Raw genomic sequence first — 16178 nt, 5'->3', positions numbered from 1 at the left:
TTGCTAAAACGTCTATTTAAAGCGTCTTAGCAAGTTTTAAAGTTCCATTAATCACAGTCACTATTGGTTAAGAAATTTTTATTGTGCTTTTACAAATTCAGCTGATTTGTCGCCAGCTTGACGTCCGAAGATAATGATTTCAGCAACAGAGTTTCCGCCAATACGGTTTTCCCCGTGTAAGCCACCAGTTACTTCTCCCGCAGCAAATAGGCCAGTGATTGGTTTACCGTCTTTGTCTAAAACTTCTGTATTTGTGTTGATTTTTACGCCACCCATTGTATAGTGAATTCCTGGGCCGATTTTGATTGCGTAATATGGTGCTTTAGATAAATCATTATCCATTGCAGTTGTTCTACCGAATGCTTCGTCTTTTTTGTTTTTCACGCTTGCATTCCAAGTATCTACTGTTTTAGCTAGGTTTTCTTTGGAAACATTGATTTTACCAGCTAATTCATCAATTGTTTTACCTTCTTCAACAAAGCCCATTTCTTCGTATTGCGCGATTGCTTTTACGCGCTCTTTAACGCCAGCATCGAAAATTAGGTACGCTGTTTTTTCTGGTAATTTGTTGATAGAAGCTGTTACGTTATCACGTGTGTCTAACTCATTGCCAAAACGGTTACCTTGCGCTGAAACTAAAATGGCACCTTCGCCACGAACTGCTTCACCGATAAGGTAAGATTTATCTTGTTGAACTGTTGGGTGAACTTGGATTTGATCCATATCCACTGTTGTTCCGCCAAGTTTTTCGATCATTTTAATACCGTCGCCAGTACTTCCTTCTTGGTTCGTTGTTACATAGCCTTTTAAGTCTGGGCGTTCTTTTTCAATCATATCTTTATTAGCTCCGTAACCGCCAGTTGTTACAACTACTGCATTTGAACTAATTGTTTTTTCGTCATTATTGTTTAATTTTACTTTAACACCAGTTACTTTGCCGTCTTTTTGCGTAATTTCTTTTACGTCTGCATTAACGAAAACTGGGATTTTTTGTTCTTGAACATTTTTTAGTAAACCGTCTACTAAGTATTTACCAACAGCCGAACCATCTTCCGGACGGTGTGTACGTTTTTCGCTCATTCCGCCTGTGATTGTTAAGTTGTTTAATTTAATGTCCATAGAGTCCAACCAGTCAATCGCGCTGGCGGAATTGTCTACGAAAAAACGAAGCATAGCTTTATCGTTTGTTCCGTGACCACCTTTTAATGTTTCTTCGTAAAATTTGTCGTTGCTATCATTAATTCCTTGTTCTTTTTGGAATTTAGTTTCAGATGCATTCATACCAGAAGAGGCTTTCATAGTGTTTCCGCCTGCTAGTGGCATTTTTTCAAGGATTACTGGGTTCATACCTTTCGCTTTTGCTTCTAGTGCTGCTGACATCCCTGCGCCGCCCGCACCAACAATAACGATATCGTATTTATCTTTTAATTCAGATGGATCTGTGTAGCTAGTTTTGGATGCTCCCGATGTTACTTCTGTTTTCTCTTTCTCTTTAGCCGTGTCACTTTTACTTGAGTTGTTACTGCCACAACCTGCAATGACTAGTGCAAGCGATAGTAGCATGATGAGTGTTGTAGCTAACCTTTTTTTCATTTTTGTACCTCCACTTTTTTGAAAATTTTTCCCTAATCCAATAGTTTGTGATTATATTAACATATTATATCACTAATTGAGATATCTTTACAGGGCATCTCCAAGATTTTTCAAAATAAGAAAAAAAGCAATTTACAGACTTTTTTACAAAGATGTAAATGTTTTCTATAACTACTCCTCATTATTTCGACAAAGTGATATAATAACAACATCAAATATTAAAGGAGTCTCGCCATATGACGATAAAAAAGTACGAACCGCTTAATCTCTATACCAATTTCAAAAATGCAGCTGAACGCTATCCAGAAATGCCCATCCATTTTGATGAAGAGCTTGTAACTTTTCCAGAATTAGGCTTGCACACAACTTACAAAAAATGCGAAGAAGCTATTATTCAAAAAGCTGCTCATCTACATAAATTCGGTGTTCGCAAAGAAGAAAAAGTAATCGTTTATAAATCTGCCAAATTCGATTCCTATATTTTAGCAGTTGCGATTTCTTATCTTGGAGCTGTGCCAATCATGGTTTCGCCGCATCTCCCAGCGTCCACTATCGATATTTTCGTCAATCGATTAGACCAACCTTGGTTACTTTTTGATTCCGAAACTTCCGAGAAAAGTCACCAATTAAACAATTTGCCAGATGCTAGATTGATCAATGCTGAACAATTGTTTAAAGCGCCACTTGACGGCTACACTTGCGAACAAGAAGAATTACCAAAAGATATGATTGCCTATATGACACACACTTCCGGAACAACGGGCGTACCAAAATTAATTGCCCACTCCGCGAATTCGATGGGCTGGAGAACAAAATACCAACGACGCATTCTTAATTTCATCAAACCAAGAGGGCTCGTAGCTTTCCATATTTCACCAGTACATTCTCGCTTTAACATTGGCGTATCTTCCTTGATGTCACTTGGTTTCCCGCTACTACCAATTGCGAACCCATCCAAAGCGAATGTCGAAAAAGTACTACGCGAATATAAACCATACGTGCTTGAAACACATCCAAACCATTTTGTTCAATGGGCGTCCCTTGCTCGCGAAAAACCAGACGTATTCCAAAGTATCAAATTTTATCATTCTACTTTTGACGCAATCAATAAAGAAACAATGGCGGTTTTCCTTCGTACTTCTGAATATAAAAAACCAATTTTCTTACAAATTTATGGTCAAAGTGAATGTGGCCCAATGATTTTACGTGGTCATACATTGCAATCTATTGAAACGCTAAATGCCCGCGATATGGGAATTGGCGTACCTGGTTTAACAGAAGTTCGTATCGTCGATCAAGACGGAAACCCTGTCCCAGCTGGCGTTAGCGGCAACATCCAAATGCTCTCCAAAGGACGCGCTCTTACTTATTACAAAGAAGAAGCTCGTTTTGAAGAAAATGTATACGGACCTTGGTGGGACAGCGGCGACTACGGTATGAAAGATGAGCAAGGTCGCTTATTCTTGCAAGATCGCCAAGTTGATTTAGTTGAAACGATTGATAGCACACTTGCGATTGAAGATAAACTGCTTGATACGCTTACTTTCCTAGATGAAGTTGTTATCATCCGCGGCGAAAACGGTAGTCCGCAGCCAATTATCGCTGTTCATAATGACGGCGAAATGAACTGGGACGCATGGTGGAAAGCTGTTTCTGACTTACCACACATGAATGAGCCAATGGTAATGAAATACGACGAAATCCCTCGTACTGCGACAATGAAAGTACAACGTTTGCAGATGGAACGAGAATTGAAGAAATAACTTTTGAAAAAGGCAACTGCTTTGTTATGCAGTTGCCTTTTTGCTTTATTTTTTTCGTAGTGTGAGTAATGAGATTGCTGCAATAATTGCGCCAATCAGTGATGTTGCTAGCCATCCGCTATCACCAGTTCCAGGAAGTTTTTCGTTACTTAACTGCTGATTTCCGACACTTGGATCGCTATTACTCACCTGTTCATTTCCACCCGTTCCCGGGCCAGCCCCGCCTTGACTCGCATCCTTACTAAACTGCGCATATAAAGTAACATCATGCGCAGGCATTTTACTCAATGCAAAGTCCCATCGATTGCCTCCAGTTGGTGCATCATACCAACCTGTAAACGTATAACCAGCCTTTTTCGGCGTTGCTGGCTCTTGTATTAAGCCTTGGTATTCAACCATTTGCGTAGAAATCGTACTGTCCGCTTTCAATGTTGCTTTGTAGCTATTAATCTTGAATTGCGCATATAAAGTTAGATCATTCGCCGGCATTTTATCCGTTGCAAAGTCCCATTGATTGCCCCCATTTTCCGCGTCATACCAACCTGTAAACGTATATCCTTCTTTCGTCGGTGTTGCCGGTTCTGCTATAAGCGTCCCCGCTTCCACACGCATACTTGTTTCCACCCCATCAATATCAAAAATTGCCATAAAATGTTGCGTCAGCGGCTGTTCAACAGTTCCACTAAATGTATTCGTCGCATTCCCAACCGTATCCAACTCATTAAAATCATAACTCACCTTATCAATAAAACTCGGCAACGTCCAACTGATATTCGGATAATTAGTCACTCCATTATCGCTAATATTTTTTGGATCAATCGCTTGACCCGCAATGTTTTTAACCGTAATAGGAACCGTTAATGGCGTCTCAAAATCCAGCGCTTCATTCACAATTTGTTGATTTTCCATTTGAATAGCAGACAATTTTGTCAAACTGTTTAGGGGCTGAATATCACTAATTTTGTTTTGGCTAATATCTAGTAACACTAAATCCCCTAACCCCGCGAGCGCACTGACATCCGTGATTTGATTCCCCGCCAAAAATAGGCTTGCGAGACTCGTCAAATTAGAAAGTGGTGCAAGATTTCCAATTTGATTTCCAGTCAACTCGAGCCATGCTAATTTATTCAAATTCACAAGCGGACCAAGATCACTCACTTGATTATTCGCAACAGAAAAAGAGCTTAGATTCGTTACATAATTCATCCCAACTAATGAGTGAACACCTTTTGCTGTAACATCTAAGCTTGTTATCTTATCTAATTCCGTTTGCGTAACCGTATCCGCCGTGCTAGATTTCCCTAACGCGTTTTGAATCCCTTTCGCCAAAGCTTCATCAGGAAAAATCTGATCAATCGCAGCAGGTGGTGCCGCTGCCGCCTGTGCATCTATTTTAAAAAGTGCACTCGTCCCAACAATCAACAGTGATAAAATGACATACAAAAACAGCTTCCCCTTGTATTTCATCTCGCTCCTCCTGACAAAAAAAGTTTATTAATAGTTAATTCCCTTTTTTGGCTGGCGAAAAACTTGGGTGATTTTCCTTGCTTTACTCAGCGTCTTTAAGTTTAGATAAATCAGCAAGTAGCGGTTTTCCATCTGCACCCAAAAGCGGTGACATCCCACCCGCATAACCGACCAAATGGTATACATACTGTACGCCTGTTTCTTTATCAACCCAAATTTCCATGATATTGAGTTTTCCTTGTGTGTATATTTTTTCGAATCTTTCTTCCATTAGTTTTCGCCTCCTTATTTTGAGAATTACATGCTTTACCTAAATTTTGTTTTCAATCTAAATTAATTCAATTTCCGAATCAAAATATTGTTCGATAAAATGCACTTTCTCCCTAATTTCCTCTACGCTGAAATCCTCATTCGGAGGTGCGACTACCCATTTATCTTCCACATCATCATGCCGAGTAATCACCGCAATTAAATCACCCTCAAACGTTTCAATTGGCCCAGAAATTTCTCTCGATAAAATATAAACATCTTGCTCTTCCCCGTCACCACCCATGATGCCTTTCACAAATCCATAATTTAGCGGATAGACATTGCCGAATTTGTCGGTATAACCTATAGGGCGGTCTATAGTTACTTTTAGGGTTTGTTTTTTTGTTTTAGAAAGTTGGGTTTTATGGATTAATTGTTTACGTGAAACCATATGATTTTCTCCTTCCTAAGTTTTTTTATGCAAAACTTTAACTAACAATCTACGCTCGAAAAGAAGCTGCTATATAATCAATTATATCTACATTAAATTTCTTCGTCGGATAAATTAATTATGTACATACCTAAAATATTTAGAGAAAAAAGCTATTATTGAAAAGATTGTTCTGTTGTTAATTTTTTAGTTATTTCATTTATTAACATATAATCATTATAATGTTTTCAAATACTCTATTTCTTCATCAGACCATCTTTCCTTAAGTTGACTCTTCAATTCATCAGACCTTCTAAATATATCTAGCCACTCAGAACTTTGTCTTACACTATTAATATTCCACAAGTTTGTATTATCAATTTTTAATACTTTTTCTCTAAGAAGATAAGCATTTTTTTCCATATCCTCATCAATTATTTCATTTGCTTTCAGTTCATTCAAATTGTTTTTACTAAAAAAAGAGGTAACTCCAACTATGAAGTCTTCAAAAATGAACGTTTCTATTTCTTCATTAGATAATTCCAAAATGAACATACCACTTTTTTCTAAAGTATCTATGAACCAATCAAACTTTCCACCTATAGTTAACTTTTTCAAATTTTATTCACCACCAAATTTTATAATTGTTGCTTTATCTTTAGAAAAATCTATATAATCTTTTCCAACAATTTTTACTTTACCAGTGTCTCCTGATGAGAATCCATAATAGGAACCTTTGTGTATTCCTTCTCCAGGGTGGTAAAATACCATTACATCTCCTTCATTAGTAAATTTCCAACCATTACCTGCAGATCCATATGTTTCCTCTTTCCAGCCTTCTCCCAACATCTGTCTAACTTCTTTTTTTGTACTTCCATACAATCTTTCTGGATTTATTATAATATCCTCAAATGAGTTAGGCTTCCACTTAACATTTCCCGCACCATATTTTTCTTTAAAATAATTATTCCATTTCTCACCATTTACTGTTTGCTTCGTTTCGGGGGGATTTAATTTCTCTTTAATCACAGGCTTATTTCTTGCAGCTGCAATCCCAAACCCTAAACCTAATGCCATGTTTGTTAACCCAGCATCATCTGTCCAATCTTTCATGCTAGCTACATAAGCAGAAGACCTCAATACGGCGCCAGACAATCCAGAAACTTTTTGTCCATTTAAATAGTTGATACCATCTTTCCACGAATCATTCACTTTTCGCTCGAGTTCTTCTCCGGAAAGGTTTGTATAAAGAAGCGGGTCTAATTCTTGTCCATTTTTTTCTAAGAAATCTTGCAATTCCTTATTTTCTACCCGTTTTCCATCCCGCTCCAACAGCCACATCGTAACCGTTTCACCTTGATCATTGATATAAGTATAAGCCAAAACGGTGTAATCTTCAAAACCATCGGGAAATGGGTCTTTATCGTTTTCCTTCCGAGCTGTATCTAGTGCTTTTTTCATGAGTTGCAAGCTAGCTGTCGCACTTTTCGGCACGGAGTAACTACCTGTTTTCTCATTAAAAGTCACATGATGAAGCAACTCTTGCACCGCACGTCCAGTCGCTTGAATGAGTTCGGCTAATGCACTAAAAAACTGGTCATGACTTTGTTCGAAAGCCAAATATTTTTCTAGGATGTTCTCTTGTTCGATGGCTTTTAGCAATTGCGTGTGGACGCTTCTTGATTTTACTGCATAGACTTGTTGCATATCCGGCTTCGTATTGGTCGCGGTCAATTGCCGGTGCAAGTCTTCTTCTCTCCGCTGCAACTGGCTAACTTTCGCCATCGCTTCTTGTAAGATTTCTGCATCAATTCTGGCGGAAGGCGAGCTGTCTACTTGGCTTCCGAACTCGCGGATATACTGTGCCAGTCGCTCCTCGCTTTCATCCAGTGCTTCGATGATGCTCTGGCAAATACTTGTATACGTACTAGAAAAATACTGTTTGGATGTAGTGACAGCTTCCCCTTTTAAACTGCTATCTTGAGAATAGTTCGCCGCTGCTTCTTTGATTTTATTAATCATGGCTTTGGCTTCAGCGTTACTACTGCGCAAACCGTGAAGAAAATCGTTCAATTCCGCTATATCTATTCGGCTCACTTACTCCACTCCTTCTGCAAAGTGGCTTGTTTTGTTTCCAGCATGTGGAGCTGTGCCTTATTTTCTTGTAATTCTGTGTCTAAATCGGTTCTTTTATCTTGGAGGTCCTGTCTCCAAGCCTGCGATTCTTCATGTTGCTGCTCTTCTAAATAACGATGAAAACTGCTGGCTTCTTCTCCTTGCCAACCACCCCGCAAAAAGTCTATTAAAGCCAATTTTTCTTGTGTTAATTGGTTACTGTCCTCTTCTAGCCAATCTTGTTCATTTTGTTTTCTTCTCGTTTGGTCGACATTCGTTTCGGCCGTTAGCTTGGCTTGTTTGATTTGTTGAAGTTGTTGTTCTAGCTGGCTGTGTGCGCTATCCAATTAACGCACCTCCAACTGATTGATTTTTTGTCCCATCACTTGGTCTTGTTTAGCGTAGGCGATTCCCATTTTCTTTAATCGGTTCGCATCTTGTTTGATCACGTGTTGGAAACTTTCCACGACGTCCACCAACTCAATCAATGCCGACCGCAATTGATTAATGGAATTAGCTCTGGAATAAGCCATGTTCCCGTTCTTTAATGGCAAATAACTTCCGGTGCTTTTGCTTACCAATTTTGTTGCGTGTTGTTGCAAGGTTGCTTCATTGACTTTTATTTCTCTCATCCATATGCTTCCTCTCTATGTATAAATCCTTCTCCCTCATTATAGCACCGGTAGCGCGCTTCTTTTGTGAGCATTCTGTGAACCTATTCGTAAAAAATTAGCTTTAAATCGGTTTTTTAAGTGAATAATTTAACTTTTCATATTAGATGAATTTCATCTTACTTTTATTATGAATAAACGTACTTCTTTTCAAAACTATTTAATTTAACCAAAAAAATCGTGCCCGCCCTGATGAACTGACACGATTTTTTATATTTAACTCCAAAATGAATAAAGATTTTATTATTTGTTTTTTTCTCTTTTCTGATTCAGTAAATATTTCCCTACAACATTCAAAATGAAAAAAATGAGAAGAAAGGCTCTACCATCTTCTATGATTTTACCAATCGGGAGAAAATAAGATGCTATTAGCAAGAAAACAAACACCATACCAAAAACTAAAAATGTATCATCTACTATTTTTTTCATTATTCACCTCTTTTATCCATTTCCCATCTATTTTATTGAACATTTTTAATGACTATCCTTAAAGACCACTAACCTATCTTCGCCTCTTTGATAAACTGTCACAAAATAAAAATAACCATTAGTATAATTGCTTTGACTATCTTCCTCCAAAAAACTAACGTGATTGTGATAATGAGATTCCCATTCATCTGGAAAAGAAATATCTAACGGATTAAGACGATCGCGTTCTCGATTCACATATAATTCGGTTTGATTATTATTAATCATTTCGACTAAATTCTGTTCATTTTCAGGATTTTGTATCCTTTTAAAACCTGTATCAAATCCGTTCAAAAGAATGATACTTTCCTCCTCATCTAGCCATTTCAGTATAAATTCATCCATATTATGCCCCCCAAAGAAAATGTTCGTATTTTTAATATATATAAAAGAGAAGACAGAACCCCGCCTTCTCTTCTAATAATCACCTAATTTAAAATCTTATAACATCTCTTTAATCATTTTATAAAGCGCAAAGCCCATTTCCGTGTCATTTTTATGCACTTTTAAGGAAATTGGAGCGGAGAAAGAAGTGTTTTGCGTCACAACTGTGTTGCCGTCAACACCGATTTTTAAGTCAAAATCGCGGTCTAGAGTTCCAGCAGTCTCAATAGAAACATATTTTAGCGCCTTTTTCGGGAAGAATTTGTATTCTACTTTTTTCCCTGTAATACCTTGTGCGTCTACATTGAAAATCCCTTTAGTAGTGATAATTACTTCATCTCTTATAAACTTGAAGATTTGAATAATTTTTTCATCTTCTTCTAAAAATCTTTCAATTCCGTATGAAGATTCCGAAACAATAGCAGCTTTTCCCATCAATTTATCGAACATTTAAATCCATCCTTTTTTTGTTGTATATTCTTATTCGACAAAAATTCAAATTCCACTTCTATAGTTCAAAGATGAACATGTTTTATTATCAGACTTGGATTAATCCATTATGAATAAGTAAATTCATAATATCACACAGGATTGTTAGAGTATGTAGATATTATGTGAATAATAATACCAAAAACAACGAAAAAAATAGGCTACTAATTTCTTGTCTAAGAAAAAGTAACCTATTCCAATTTTTAAAATGCCTTGCTAATCACACTCAGACCGATAAATAAGAAAAGCACGGCCATAATCACGGAATTGTTTTGAATAAGCCATTTGCGTGTGCTATCCAATACGTTATTAAGTCGTTTTCCTGCTAATAAGAAAGCAATCGTCGGGATGTAAATCGAGCAACACGCGATAATTCCAAAAATAATCGTCGCTGTTGTTTCTTGGCCGCCGGATAAATTAAGCGCACCAACACTGACTCCCGCTGTAAGTGACAGCAACATATTTTTCGGGTTCACTGCCGAAAGCACAAACGCAAAAATCATCGCTCCGCCCGGTTTAATATTGCTCATTTTTTCAAACCATTTCGGTGTTGCGGCTGTTTCGCCATTTCTTGGTCGTTTTGTAAAATCGTGTGCGCCGAGTAAAATAAGTAACGCCCCCAGCACAATAAGTACCACTTTGACTAAGGTTGATTGATCTCCGGACGAACTGACCGCCGAACTCATTAAGAATAAACCAATAAAGAAAATAGCAATATTCCCGACAATCCAACCTACCGTATAAAAAATACTGTTAATCCGTGCCTTGTTACTAAGTAAAATCAAAATTAGACCTACAATTGGAAATGGGCTAATTAAAATCCCCACTGCCGGTGATAAAATAGCTGAAAAAGCTGATTCCACGTTGACTCCTCCTCTATCTATTTACTTCGAACGAGGACTTAATCCTCATTACACCATTCCATTTACCTATTTCCCCCTAATCCTCGCTAACAAACAATTCTTTTTTCCCAGGAGTTTTGGTTGGCTGTTTCCATTGACTAACCCGCTTATGTTTGCTATATTTTAACTATAAAGCGGAATGTTACCGACGCAAGCCGGGCATAACCAAATATTTTTCTAAGTACTATGTTTTTTTGCATGTATTTAGAAAAGTATTTGGTTTTTTTTATAGATACTTTAAAATGTAGAAAAGGAGTTTTTAACATGCATACAAATACAGGATTTCCAGCCGACTTTTTATGGGGTGGAGCTGCTGCTGCAAACCAATTCGAAGGCGCTTACAACGTTGATGGAAAAGGACTTTCCGTTCAAGATGTTACTCCAAAAGGCGGATTCGGTCACATTACTGACGGTCCAACATCAGATAACTTAAAATTAGAAGGAATCGACTTTTATCATCGCTACAAAGATGACGTGAAACTTTTTGCTGAAATGGGCTTCAAGGTTTTCCGTACTTCCATCGCTTGGTCCCGTATCTTCCCAAATGGTGACGAAACTGAGCCAAACGAAGCAGGACTACAATTTTACGATGATTTATTCGATGAACTTCTAGCACATAATATTGAACCACTTATTACTTTATCTCACTATGAAACACCACTTCACCTATCTAAAACTTACGACGGCTGGGTAAATAGAAAAATGATCGACTTCTATGAAAACTATGTCCGTACAGTATTTAATCGCTACAAAGGCAAAGTAAAATATTGGCTAACGTTCAATGAAATTAACTCAATTTTACATGCACCATTCATGAGTGGCGGTATTTCTACAAGCCCAGATAAATTATCTCAAAAAGACTTATACCAAGCTGTCCACCACGAACTTGTGGCGAGCGCACTGGCTACAAAAATCGGTCACGAAATCATGCCAGAAGCTCAAATCGGCTGCATGGTTTTAGCAATGCCAACGTATCCGCTAACTTCCAATCCAGACGATATTATCGCTGTTATGGAAGCTGAGCGCAAAAACTATTTCTTCTCCGATGTTCATGTCCGCGGAACTTATCCGGGCTACATGAAACGCTATTTCAGAGAAAATAATATTGAATTAGACGTAACAGAAGAAGACCTAGAAATCCTTAAAAACACAGTAGATTTCATTTCCTTCAGCTATTACATGAGCACAACCGAAACAGCTGACGAATCAAAACGCAAAGCTGGCGCAGGAAACATCCTAGGCGGCGTACAAAACCCTTACCTAGAAGCATCCGAATGGGGCTGGCAAATTGACCCTAAAGGCTTACGCGTTGTCCTAAACGAATTCTGGGATAGATACCAAAAACCACTTTTCATCGTAGAAAACGGTCTTGGCGCTATCGACCAACTAGAACAAGACGAAAACGGCAACTACACAGTAAATGATGACTACCGTATTAATTATTTGAGCGCCCATTTATCGCAAGTGAAAGAAGCGATTAAAGATGGCGTTGAGCTGATGGGTTACACTTCTTGGGGCTGTATCGACCTAGTTAGTGCATCCACTGCTGAAATGAAAAAACGTTATGGCTTTATTTATGTCGATCGCAACAACGACGGCACAGGTTCGCTAAATCGTTATAAGAAGAAAAGTTTTGATTGGTACAAGAACGTTATTGCGACCAATGGTGAAGATTTATAAAAATGAGAAAACCCAGGTTTGCCCTTTTAGGAGGGGGAACCTGGGTTTTTTAATTGCTTGATAACTGATTTGCAATCTTCCGACCGAGTAATCGCTGAGATAACCGATACTCCGTCCGCGCCTGCTGCGAGAACCTCGGCTGAATTGGTTTCATTAATCCCGCCAATTCCGACAATTGGTATTGTGATTCCAGCCCGGCGAATTTCTTCCAAAATTGCCGTTCCACTCACTGGCTCTGCATCCGCTTTTGATATCGTTGGAAAAATTGGTCCTACGCCGATGTAATCCACCGCGCCAAGTCGTTCAGCTTCTTTTGCTTCACTAACTGAATGAACGGAAAGTCCGATTTTCATTTTGCCGGAGCAACTCGCGATAACTTGGCGAATTGCTTCGTCGGTTTGCCCGACATGGATACCGTCCGCGCCGATTTCGAGGGCTAAGGCGACATCATCGTTAATAATGAAGGGAACTTGGTATTTTGCGCATAATTTTTGGCATTCTAGCGCCATTTCTTTTCTTTCGGAGGCAGTTTGGAGTGAGCCAGCTCCTTTTTCGCGATATTGGAAACACGTAATTCCGGCTTTTAGTGCTTCTTCTAACACGCTTGGTAACGTTCCGCGCACAATGTCTTGCGTTCCAGCGATAAAATATACAGCTAGTTCAGCTCTCATTTCCCATCCTCCATTCGGTATGCAAAATGGTTCGTCGGGCCATGACCGTGGCCAATGCCAAGCGGATATTTAATCGCGCTCGTGATGAATTCTTTCGCAACCACGACACTATCCAAAAGCGAATTTCCTTTCGCAAGCTCGGCCGCAATACATGCCGAAAAAGTACAACCAGTCCCGTGTGTATGCGGCGTATCAAAACGCTCGCTCGTAAGCCATTTCGCCGTTACCCCATCGAAATAGAAATCAGCTGCTTCTGTCATTTCGCTATGCCCACCTTTAATTACGACTGCTTTTACACCCATATCATAAATTTTCTTAGCTGCTCGTTCAATTTCAGCCTTCGTTGTGATTTTTTCTCCGAGAATTTCTTCGCCTTCTGGAATATTCGGCGTAATAATCGTACCAAGCGGTAAAAGTTCATCTTTCAAAACCTGTGTTGCTTCGTTTTCAAGCAAAGCCGTGCCGCCTTTCGCAATCATCACGGGATCAATGACGAGATTTGGGAAGTTATGCAAACGTATATCCCGCGCCACTTCCCAGATAATTTCTGCATCCGCCAGCATTCCAGTTTTCACGGCGCTCACTTGGAAATCCTCTGCAATCGCATCGCACTGTTCGCGAATCATTTCTACCGGGATTTTATGCACCGCTTTTACCCCTAGCGTGTTTTGCGCCGTAATTGCCGTGATGACGGACATTCCAAATGTTCTGCGCTCTTGGAATGTCTTGATATCCGCTTGTATCCCCGCACCGCCGCCTGAATCCGAACCAGCTATCGTTAACACTTGTGGGAAAGTCATTTGCGTTCACCACTTTCTTGGATTTTAGCTTTGGCACGAGTTTTCTCGACCGACCAACTAGCGAGAGCATCTAAAAACAGTGGTCTAAATGAACCGGGCAGTTTCCTTTCTAACTCCATTTCCGCATATTCAGAAGCCACTGCATAACTCGCGCACGCTTCAACACTAGCATGAAAAGCATCTTCCTGAACCGCGATAAAACTACCACAAACCGCACTCAGCAAACAACCAGAGCCCGTAATTCTTGGAAGCAACGCACTACCATTCGCCACTTTAGCAAAACGCGTTCCGTCCGAAATCACATCCACTTCGCCGCTAATAATAACAACCGTGCTCCATTCGTTCGCCACTTTTTCAGCAATAGTCAGCACATCCGCCGACCCAACGCCCGCATCCACGCCTTTCGCTTCCCAAGCTTCTCCAGCAATCGCCGCCAGTTCCCCCGCATTTCCACGAATCGCCGCAAACTGAATTTCTGCCAACAATTCTTGCACCACTTTACGACGATATGAAGTCGCACCAACACCGACCGGATCAAGCACAACCGGAGTTCCCGCAACATTTGCCGCACGCCCAGCAATTTTCATCGCTTCCACCAGCTCACCGTCCAGCGTACCGATATTAATCACAAGCACATCCGCCATTTTCGCCAGTTCGGCCATTTCTTCTTTCGCAGAGGCCATAATCGGTGATGCTCCAATCGCTAGCAACCCATTAGCGGAATCATTCGCAACCACGATATTCGTAATATTATGCACCAACGGCCCTTTTTCTTGCACCTTTTCCAACGTCATAAAATCAAACATAATTCACACTCCCACGCCAATTTTGTTTTTTATAAGCCATCTCAAAAAACGCCCATTCCATTTCCACACTAATTTGAAAAGCCTGTTTCATCAGGGCAAGTTCCCGCGCATCCGCCACGCTCGCCGCCTGTTCCACCAACCACTTCTGCTGCAACACCACTTTTTGATAATTTTCATCCACATAACTATCCAACAACTCTTGATAAAATGGCTCCGAACTCCGCGCCCCTTCGTACTTTTTCCCCATATCCGCATAAAGCGCATAACACGGCAAAAGCGCCGCAATCGTCACCCCAAAACTACCAAAATCCGCCATCCGATAAAGATGAGAAGTATAATTATAAGCAGTCGGCGCCGGTTTTCGCTCGGAAAAATCTCGCTCCGTTAGTCCAACCCGCGGATAAAACTGTTCGCGCATCAACAACTCCGACTGCCGAAGTCTCTCCTGTACTTGCCGCATCTCCCCAACAAGTTCCGCCGTCCCCGCCTGCGTCACACTTTTCTCAATCACCTTCTCAAAATGCGACAAATAATAATCATCCTGCAACAGATAAAAATGAAACGCCTCCTTCTCAAGCGTCCCATCCGCCAAACTCCTCACAAACGGATGCCGCAACGTTTCTTGCCATAAATCCCCAACTTCTTCCTGAAAACCGTGAACAAACACTCAAACTCCTCCTTTTGCACAATAAAAAAAGCGCCCACTGTCTCTTAGCATAAGCAAAGAAACAGCAGCCGCGATAAATTTTCCGGTCACTTTCACATTCACTTCCCTACGCTTGCACTAACAAACAGGTTCAAAGGGTCAGAAAGCATTACCTTCCAATCTCAGCCAGAATCGGCCCCCCCAGTTTTTCTTATTAAGTTGCGTTTATCATAACATAGAGTTTTAACGCTGTAAATCCCCAAAAGAAATGAGCTCAAACCCATTTTCACGAAGCCAATCCCGCACTCGAACGTCACAAATCGTCGCAAGTTCTCGGCACCGCATCAACGTGTAGGAGGAATTATCCAACACAAATTGATCCAAAAATCCAACATCAAAATGCATCTCTGCGATTTCGTTTGGTGCCAGTTTTAGTAATCCAAAATCATCATTAAGGAAGTTCTCAACCGAAACACCGCCATTTGTGTATGGAAGCGCGCCTGATTCCAGCAGTTTAGTGATTGGCAAATAACCTTCCTGATTTGGCCATTTTTTATCACCGCTGTATTTTAAAGTGGTGTGAATCCCGAACTCGCGCGCGATATCAAAGAAAGCTTGGTCAACCGTTTCATCACCGATTGAGTGGCAGTCGATGTGCTCTGGGTAGTGACCAGTTAGCGCTTTGAACCGTTCCATTTGAGCGATGGTTTCCGTGCGCACATCTTCGTATTGGAATTTCAGTTCTGGGTTAGACCGGTAGTATTTAGAACGATGGAATTCCCCGTTTTCGTCGACAAGTGACGGGATTTCCGCCGGGTCCGCGCACGGTTTTCCGAGTAGGAAGTTTGTGTGTTGACCGATGAATAGGTCTGGGTGATCTTTTGCGAGAGCGATTGCGTGCTCGGCAGTTTCCAGGTTCGGCATGAGTAAAGTGGATGTGGTGATGCCGGTTTTGTAGCTTTCGATGATGCCGTGGTTGATGGCTTTGGATAGACCAAAATCGTCTGCGTCGATGATTAGTTTTGGCATGGGGAACCTCCTTAA

19 protein-coding genes and 1 riboswitch are annotated in these 16178 nt (G+C 40.3%); of the genes, 2 read left to right on the top strand and 17 right to left on the bottom strand.

Annotated features, from left to right (window positions below):
* Positions 1 to 78 precede the first annotated feature (78 nt).
* On the bottom strand, positions 79 to 1593 hold the full coding sequence (locus HCJ55_RS10675) for a flavocytochrome c (RefSeq protein ID WP_185518113.1): 1515 nt from the start codon (positions 1591 to 1593) through the stop codon (positions 79 to 81).
* A 236-nt stretch (positions 1594 to 1829) separates the two neighbouring features.
* Between HCJ55_RS10675 and HCJ55_RS10670 the strand changes: the two genes are divergently transcribed.
* Positions 1830 to 3356 (top strand): class I adenylate-forming enzyme family protein, encoded by a 1527-nt coding sequence (locus tag HCJ55_RS10670; RefSeq protein WP_008946751.1) that lies wholly within the window; start codon positions 1830 to 1832, stop codon positions 3354 to 3356.
* A gap of 45 nt (positions 3357 to 3401) precedes the next feature.
* On the opposite strand, the gene HCJ55_RS10665 is transcribed toward HCJ55_RS10670, so the two are convergent.
* The 11 genes from HCJ55_RS10665 to HCJ55_RS10615 form a co-directional block, all read right to left on the bottom strand.
* Positions 3402 to 4823: an InlB B-repeat-containing protein gene (locus tag HCJ55_RS10665; RefSeq protein ID WP_185518111.1), complete on the bottom strand. Its 1422-nt coding sequence runs from the start codon at positions 4821 to 4823 to the stop codon at positions 3402 to 3404.
* Between the two features lie 82 nt (positions 4824 to 4905).
* Complete coding sequence (locus tag HCJ55_RS10660) at positions 4906 to 5094, bottom strand: DUF6440 family protein (RefSeq protein ID WP_008946748.1); 189 nt, start codon at positions 5092 to 5094, stop codon at positions 4906 to 4908.
* 57 nt (positions 5095 to 5151) lie between these two features.
* A complete protein-coding gene (locus tag HCJ55_RS10655; RefSeq protein ID WP_185503018.1) occupies positions 5152 to 5523 on the bottom strand; it encodes an inorganic diphosphatase in 372 nt (123 codons plus the stop codon).
* A gap of 216 nt (positions 5524 to 5739) precedes the next feature.
* A complete protein-coding gene (locus HCJ55_RS10650) occupies positions 5740 to 6120 on the bottom strand; it encodes a hypothetical protein (RefSeq protein ID WP_185503017.1) in 381 nt (126 codons plus the stop codon).
* A 3-nt stretch (positions 6121 to 6123) separates the two neighbouring features.
* Entirely contained in the window at positions 6124 to 7599 is a 1476-nt protein-coding gene (locus HCJ55_RS10645; protein WP_185503016.1) for an LXG domain-containing protein, read from the bottom strand.
* Entirely contained in the window at positions 7596 to 7964 is a 369-nt protein-coding gene (locus tag HCJ55_RS10640) for a ribonuclease P (RefSeq protein WP_185503015.1), read from the bottom strand. Before HCJ55_RS10640 ends, HCJ55_RS10645 begins: the two co-directional genes overlap by 4 nt.
* Positions 7965 to 8249 carry a DUF3130 domain-containing protein gene (locus HCJ55_RS10635; protein ID WP_185518109.1) on the bottom strand — a complete coding sequence of 95 codons (285 nt, stop codon included), beginning with the start codon at positions 8247 to 8249 and terminating at the stop codon, positions 7965 to 7967.
* A 282-nt stretch (positions 8250 to 8531) separates the two neighbouring features.
* A complete protein-coding gene (locus HCJ55_RS10630; RefSeq protein WP_008946745.1) occupies positions 8532 to 8717 on the bottom strand; it encodes a hypothetical protein in 186 nt (61 codons plus the stop codon).
* A 45-nt stretch (positions 8718 to 8762) separates the two neighbouring features.
* A complete protein-coding gene (locus HCJ55_RS10625) occupies positions 8763 to 9101 on the bottom strand; it encodes a hypothetical protein (protein WP_185518107.1) in 339 nt (112 codons plus the stop codon).
* A gap of 96 nt (positions 9102 to 9197) precedes the next feature.
* Entirely contained in the window at positions 9198 to 9590 is a 393-nt protein-coding gene (locus tag HCJ55_RS10620; protein ID WP_008946743.1) for a PH domain-containing protein, read from the bottom strand.
* A 242-nt stretch (positions 9591 to 9832) separates the two neighbouring features.
* Positions 9833 to 10492, bottom strand: a complete 660-nt coding sequence (locus HCJ55_RS10615) for a GAP family protein (protein ID WP_008946742.1) — start codon at positions 10490 to 10492, stop codon at positions 9833 to 9835.
* Positions 10493 to 10795: 303 nt separating this feature from the next.
* On the opposite strand from HCJ55_RS10615, the gene HCJ55_RS10610 reads away from it, so the two are divergent.
* The gene (locus HCJ55_RS10610; RefSeq protein ID WP_185503012.1) at positions 10796 to 12211 is read left to right on the top strand and encodes a glycoside hydrolase family 1 protein; all 1416 of its coding nucleotides are present in this window, start codon (positions 10796 to 10798) and stop codon (positions 12209 to 12211) included.
* 26 nt (positions 12212 to 12237) lie between these two features.
* Here HCJ55_RS10610 and thiE read toward each other — a convergent pair whose 3' ends face one another.
* The 5 genes from thiE to HCJ55_RS10585 all read right to left on the bottom strand — a co-directional run bounded on the left by thiE (position 12238) and on the right by HCJ55_RS10585 (position 16163).
* Positions 12238 to 12882 (bottom strand): thiamine phosphate synthase, encoded by a 645-nt coding sequence (gene thiE / locus HCJ55_RS10605; RefSeq protein ID WP_185518105.1) that lies wholly within the window; start codon positions 12880 to 12882, stop codon positions 12238 to 12240.
* The gene (gene thiD, locus HCJ55_RS10600; protein ID WP_185518103.1) at positions 12879 to 13682 is read right to left on the bottom strand and encodes a bifunctional hydroxymethylpyrimidine kinase/phosphomethylpyrimidine kinase; all 804 of its coding nucleotides are present in this window, start codon (positions 13680 to 13682) and stop codon (positions 12879 to 12881) included. Before thiD ends, thiE begins: the two co-directional genes overlap by 4 nt.
* Complete coding sequence (thiM, locus tag HCJ55_RS10595; RefSeq protein ID WP_185518101.1) at positions 13679 to 14488, bottom strand: hydroxyethylthiazole kinase; 810 nt, start codon at positions 14486 to 14488, stop codon at positions 13679 to 13681. The genes thiD and thiM overlap by 4 nt, the downstream gene beginning before the upstream one ends.
* A complete protein-coding gene (tenA, locus tag HCJ55_RS10590; RefSeq protein WP_185518099.1) occupies positions 14481 to 15155 on the bottom strand; it encodes a thiaminase II in 675 nt (224 codons plus the stop codon). The genes thiM and tenA overlap by 8 nt, the downstream gene beginning before the upstream one ends.
* Positions 15156 to 15241: 86 nt before the next feature.
* A riboswitch (TPP riboswitch) is annotated at positions 15242 to 15347 on the bottom strand.
* 30 nt (positions 15348 to 15377) lie between these two features.
* Positions 15378 to 16163, bottom strand: a complete 786-nt coding sequence (locus HCJ55_RS10585; protein ID WP_185518097.1) for a ChbG/HpnK family deacetylase — start codon at positions 16161 to 16163, stop codon at positions 15378 to 15380.
* Positions 16164 to 16178 lie beyond the last annotated feature (15 nt).

Source organism: Listeria marthii, from assembly GCF_014227425.1.
GTDB classification, from domain to species: Bacteria; Bacillota; Bacilli; order Lactobacillales; family Listeriaceae; genus Listeria; species Listeria marthii.
This window is presented reverse-complemented; position numbering and strand designations above follow the sequence as displayed.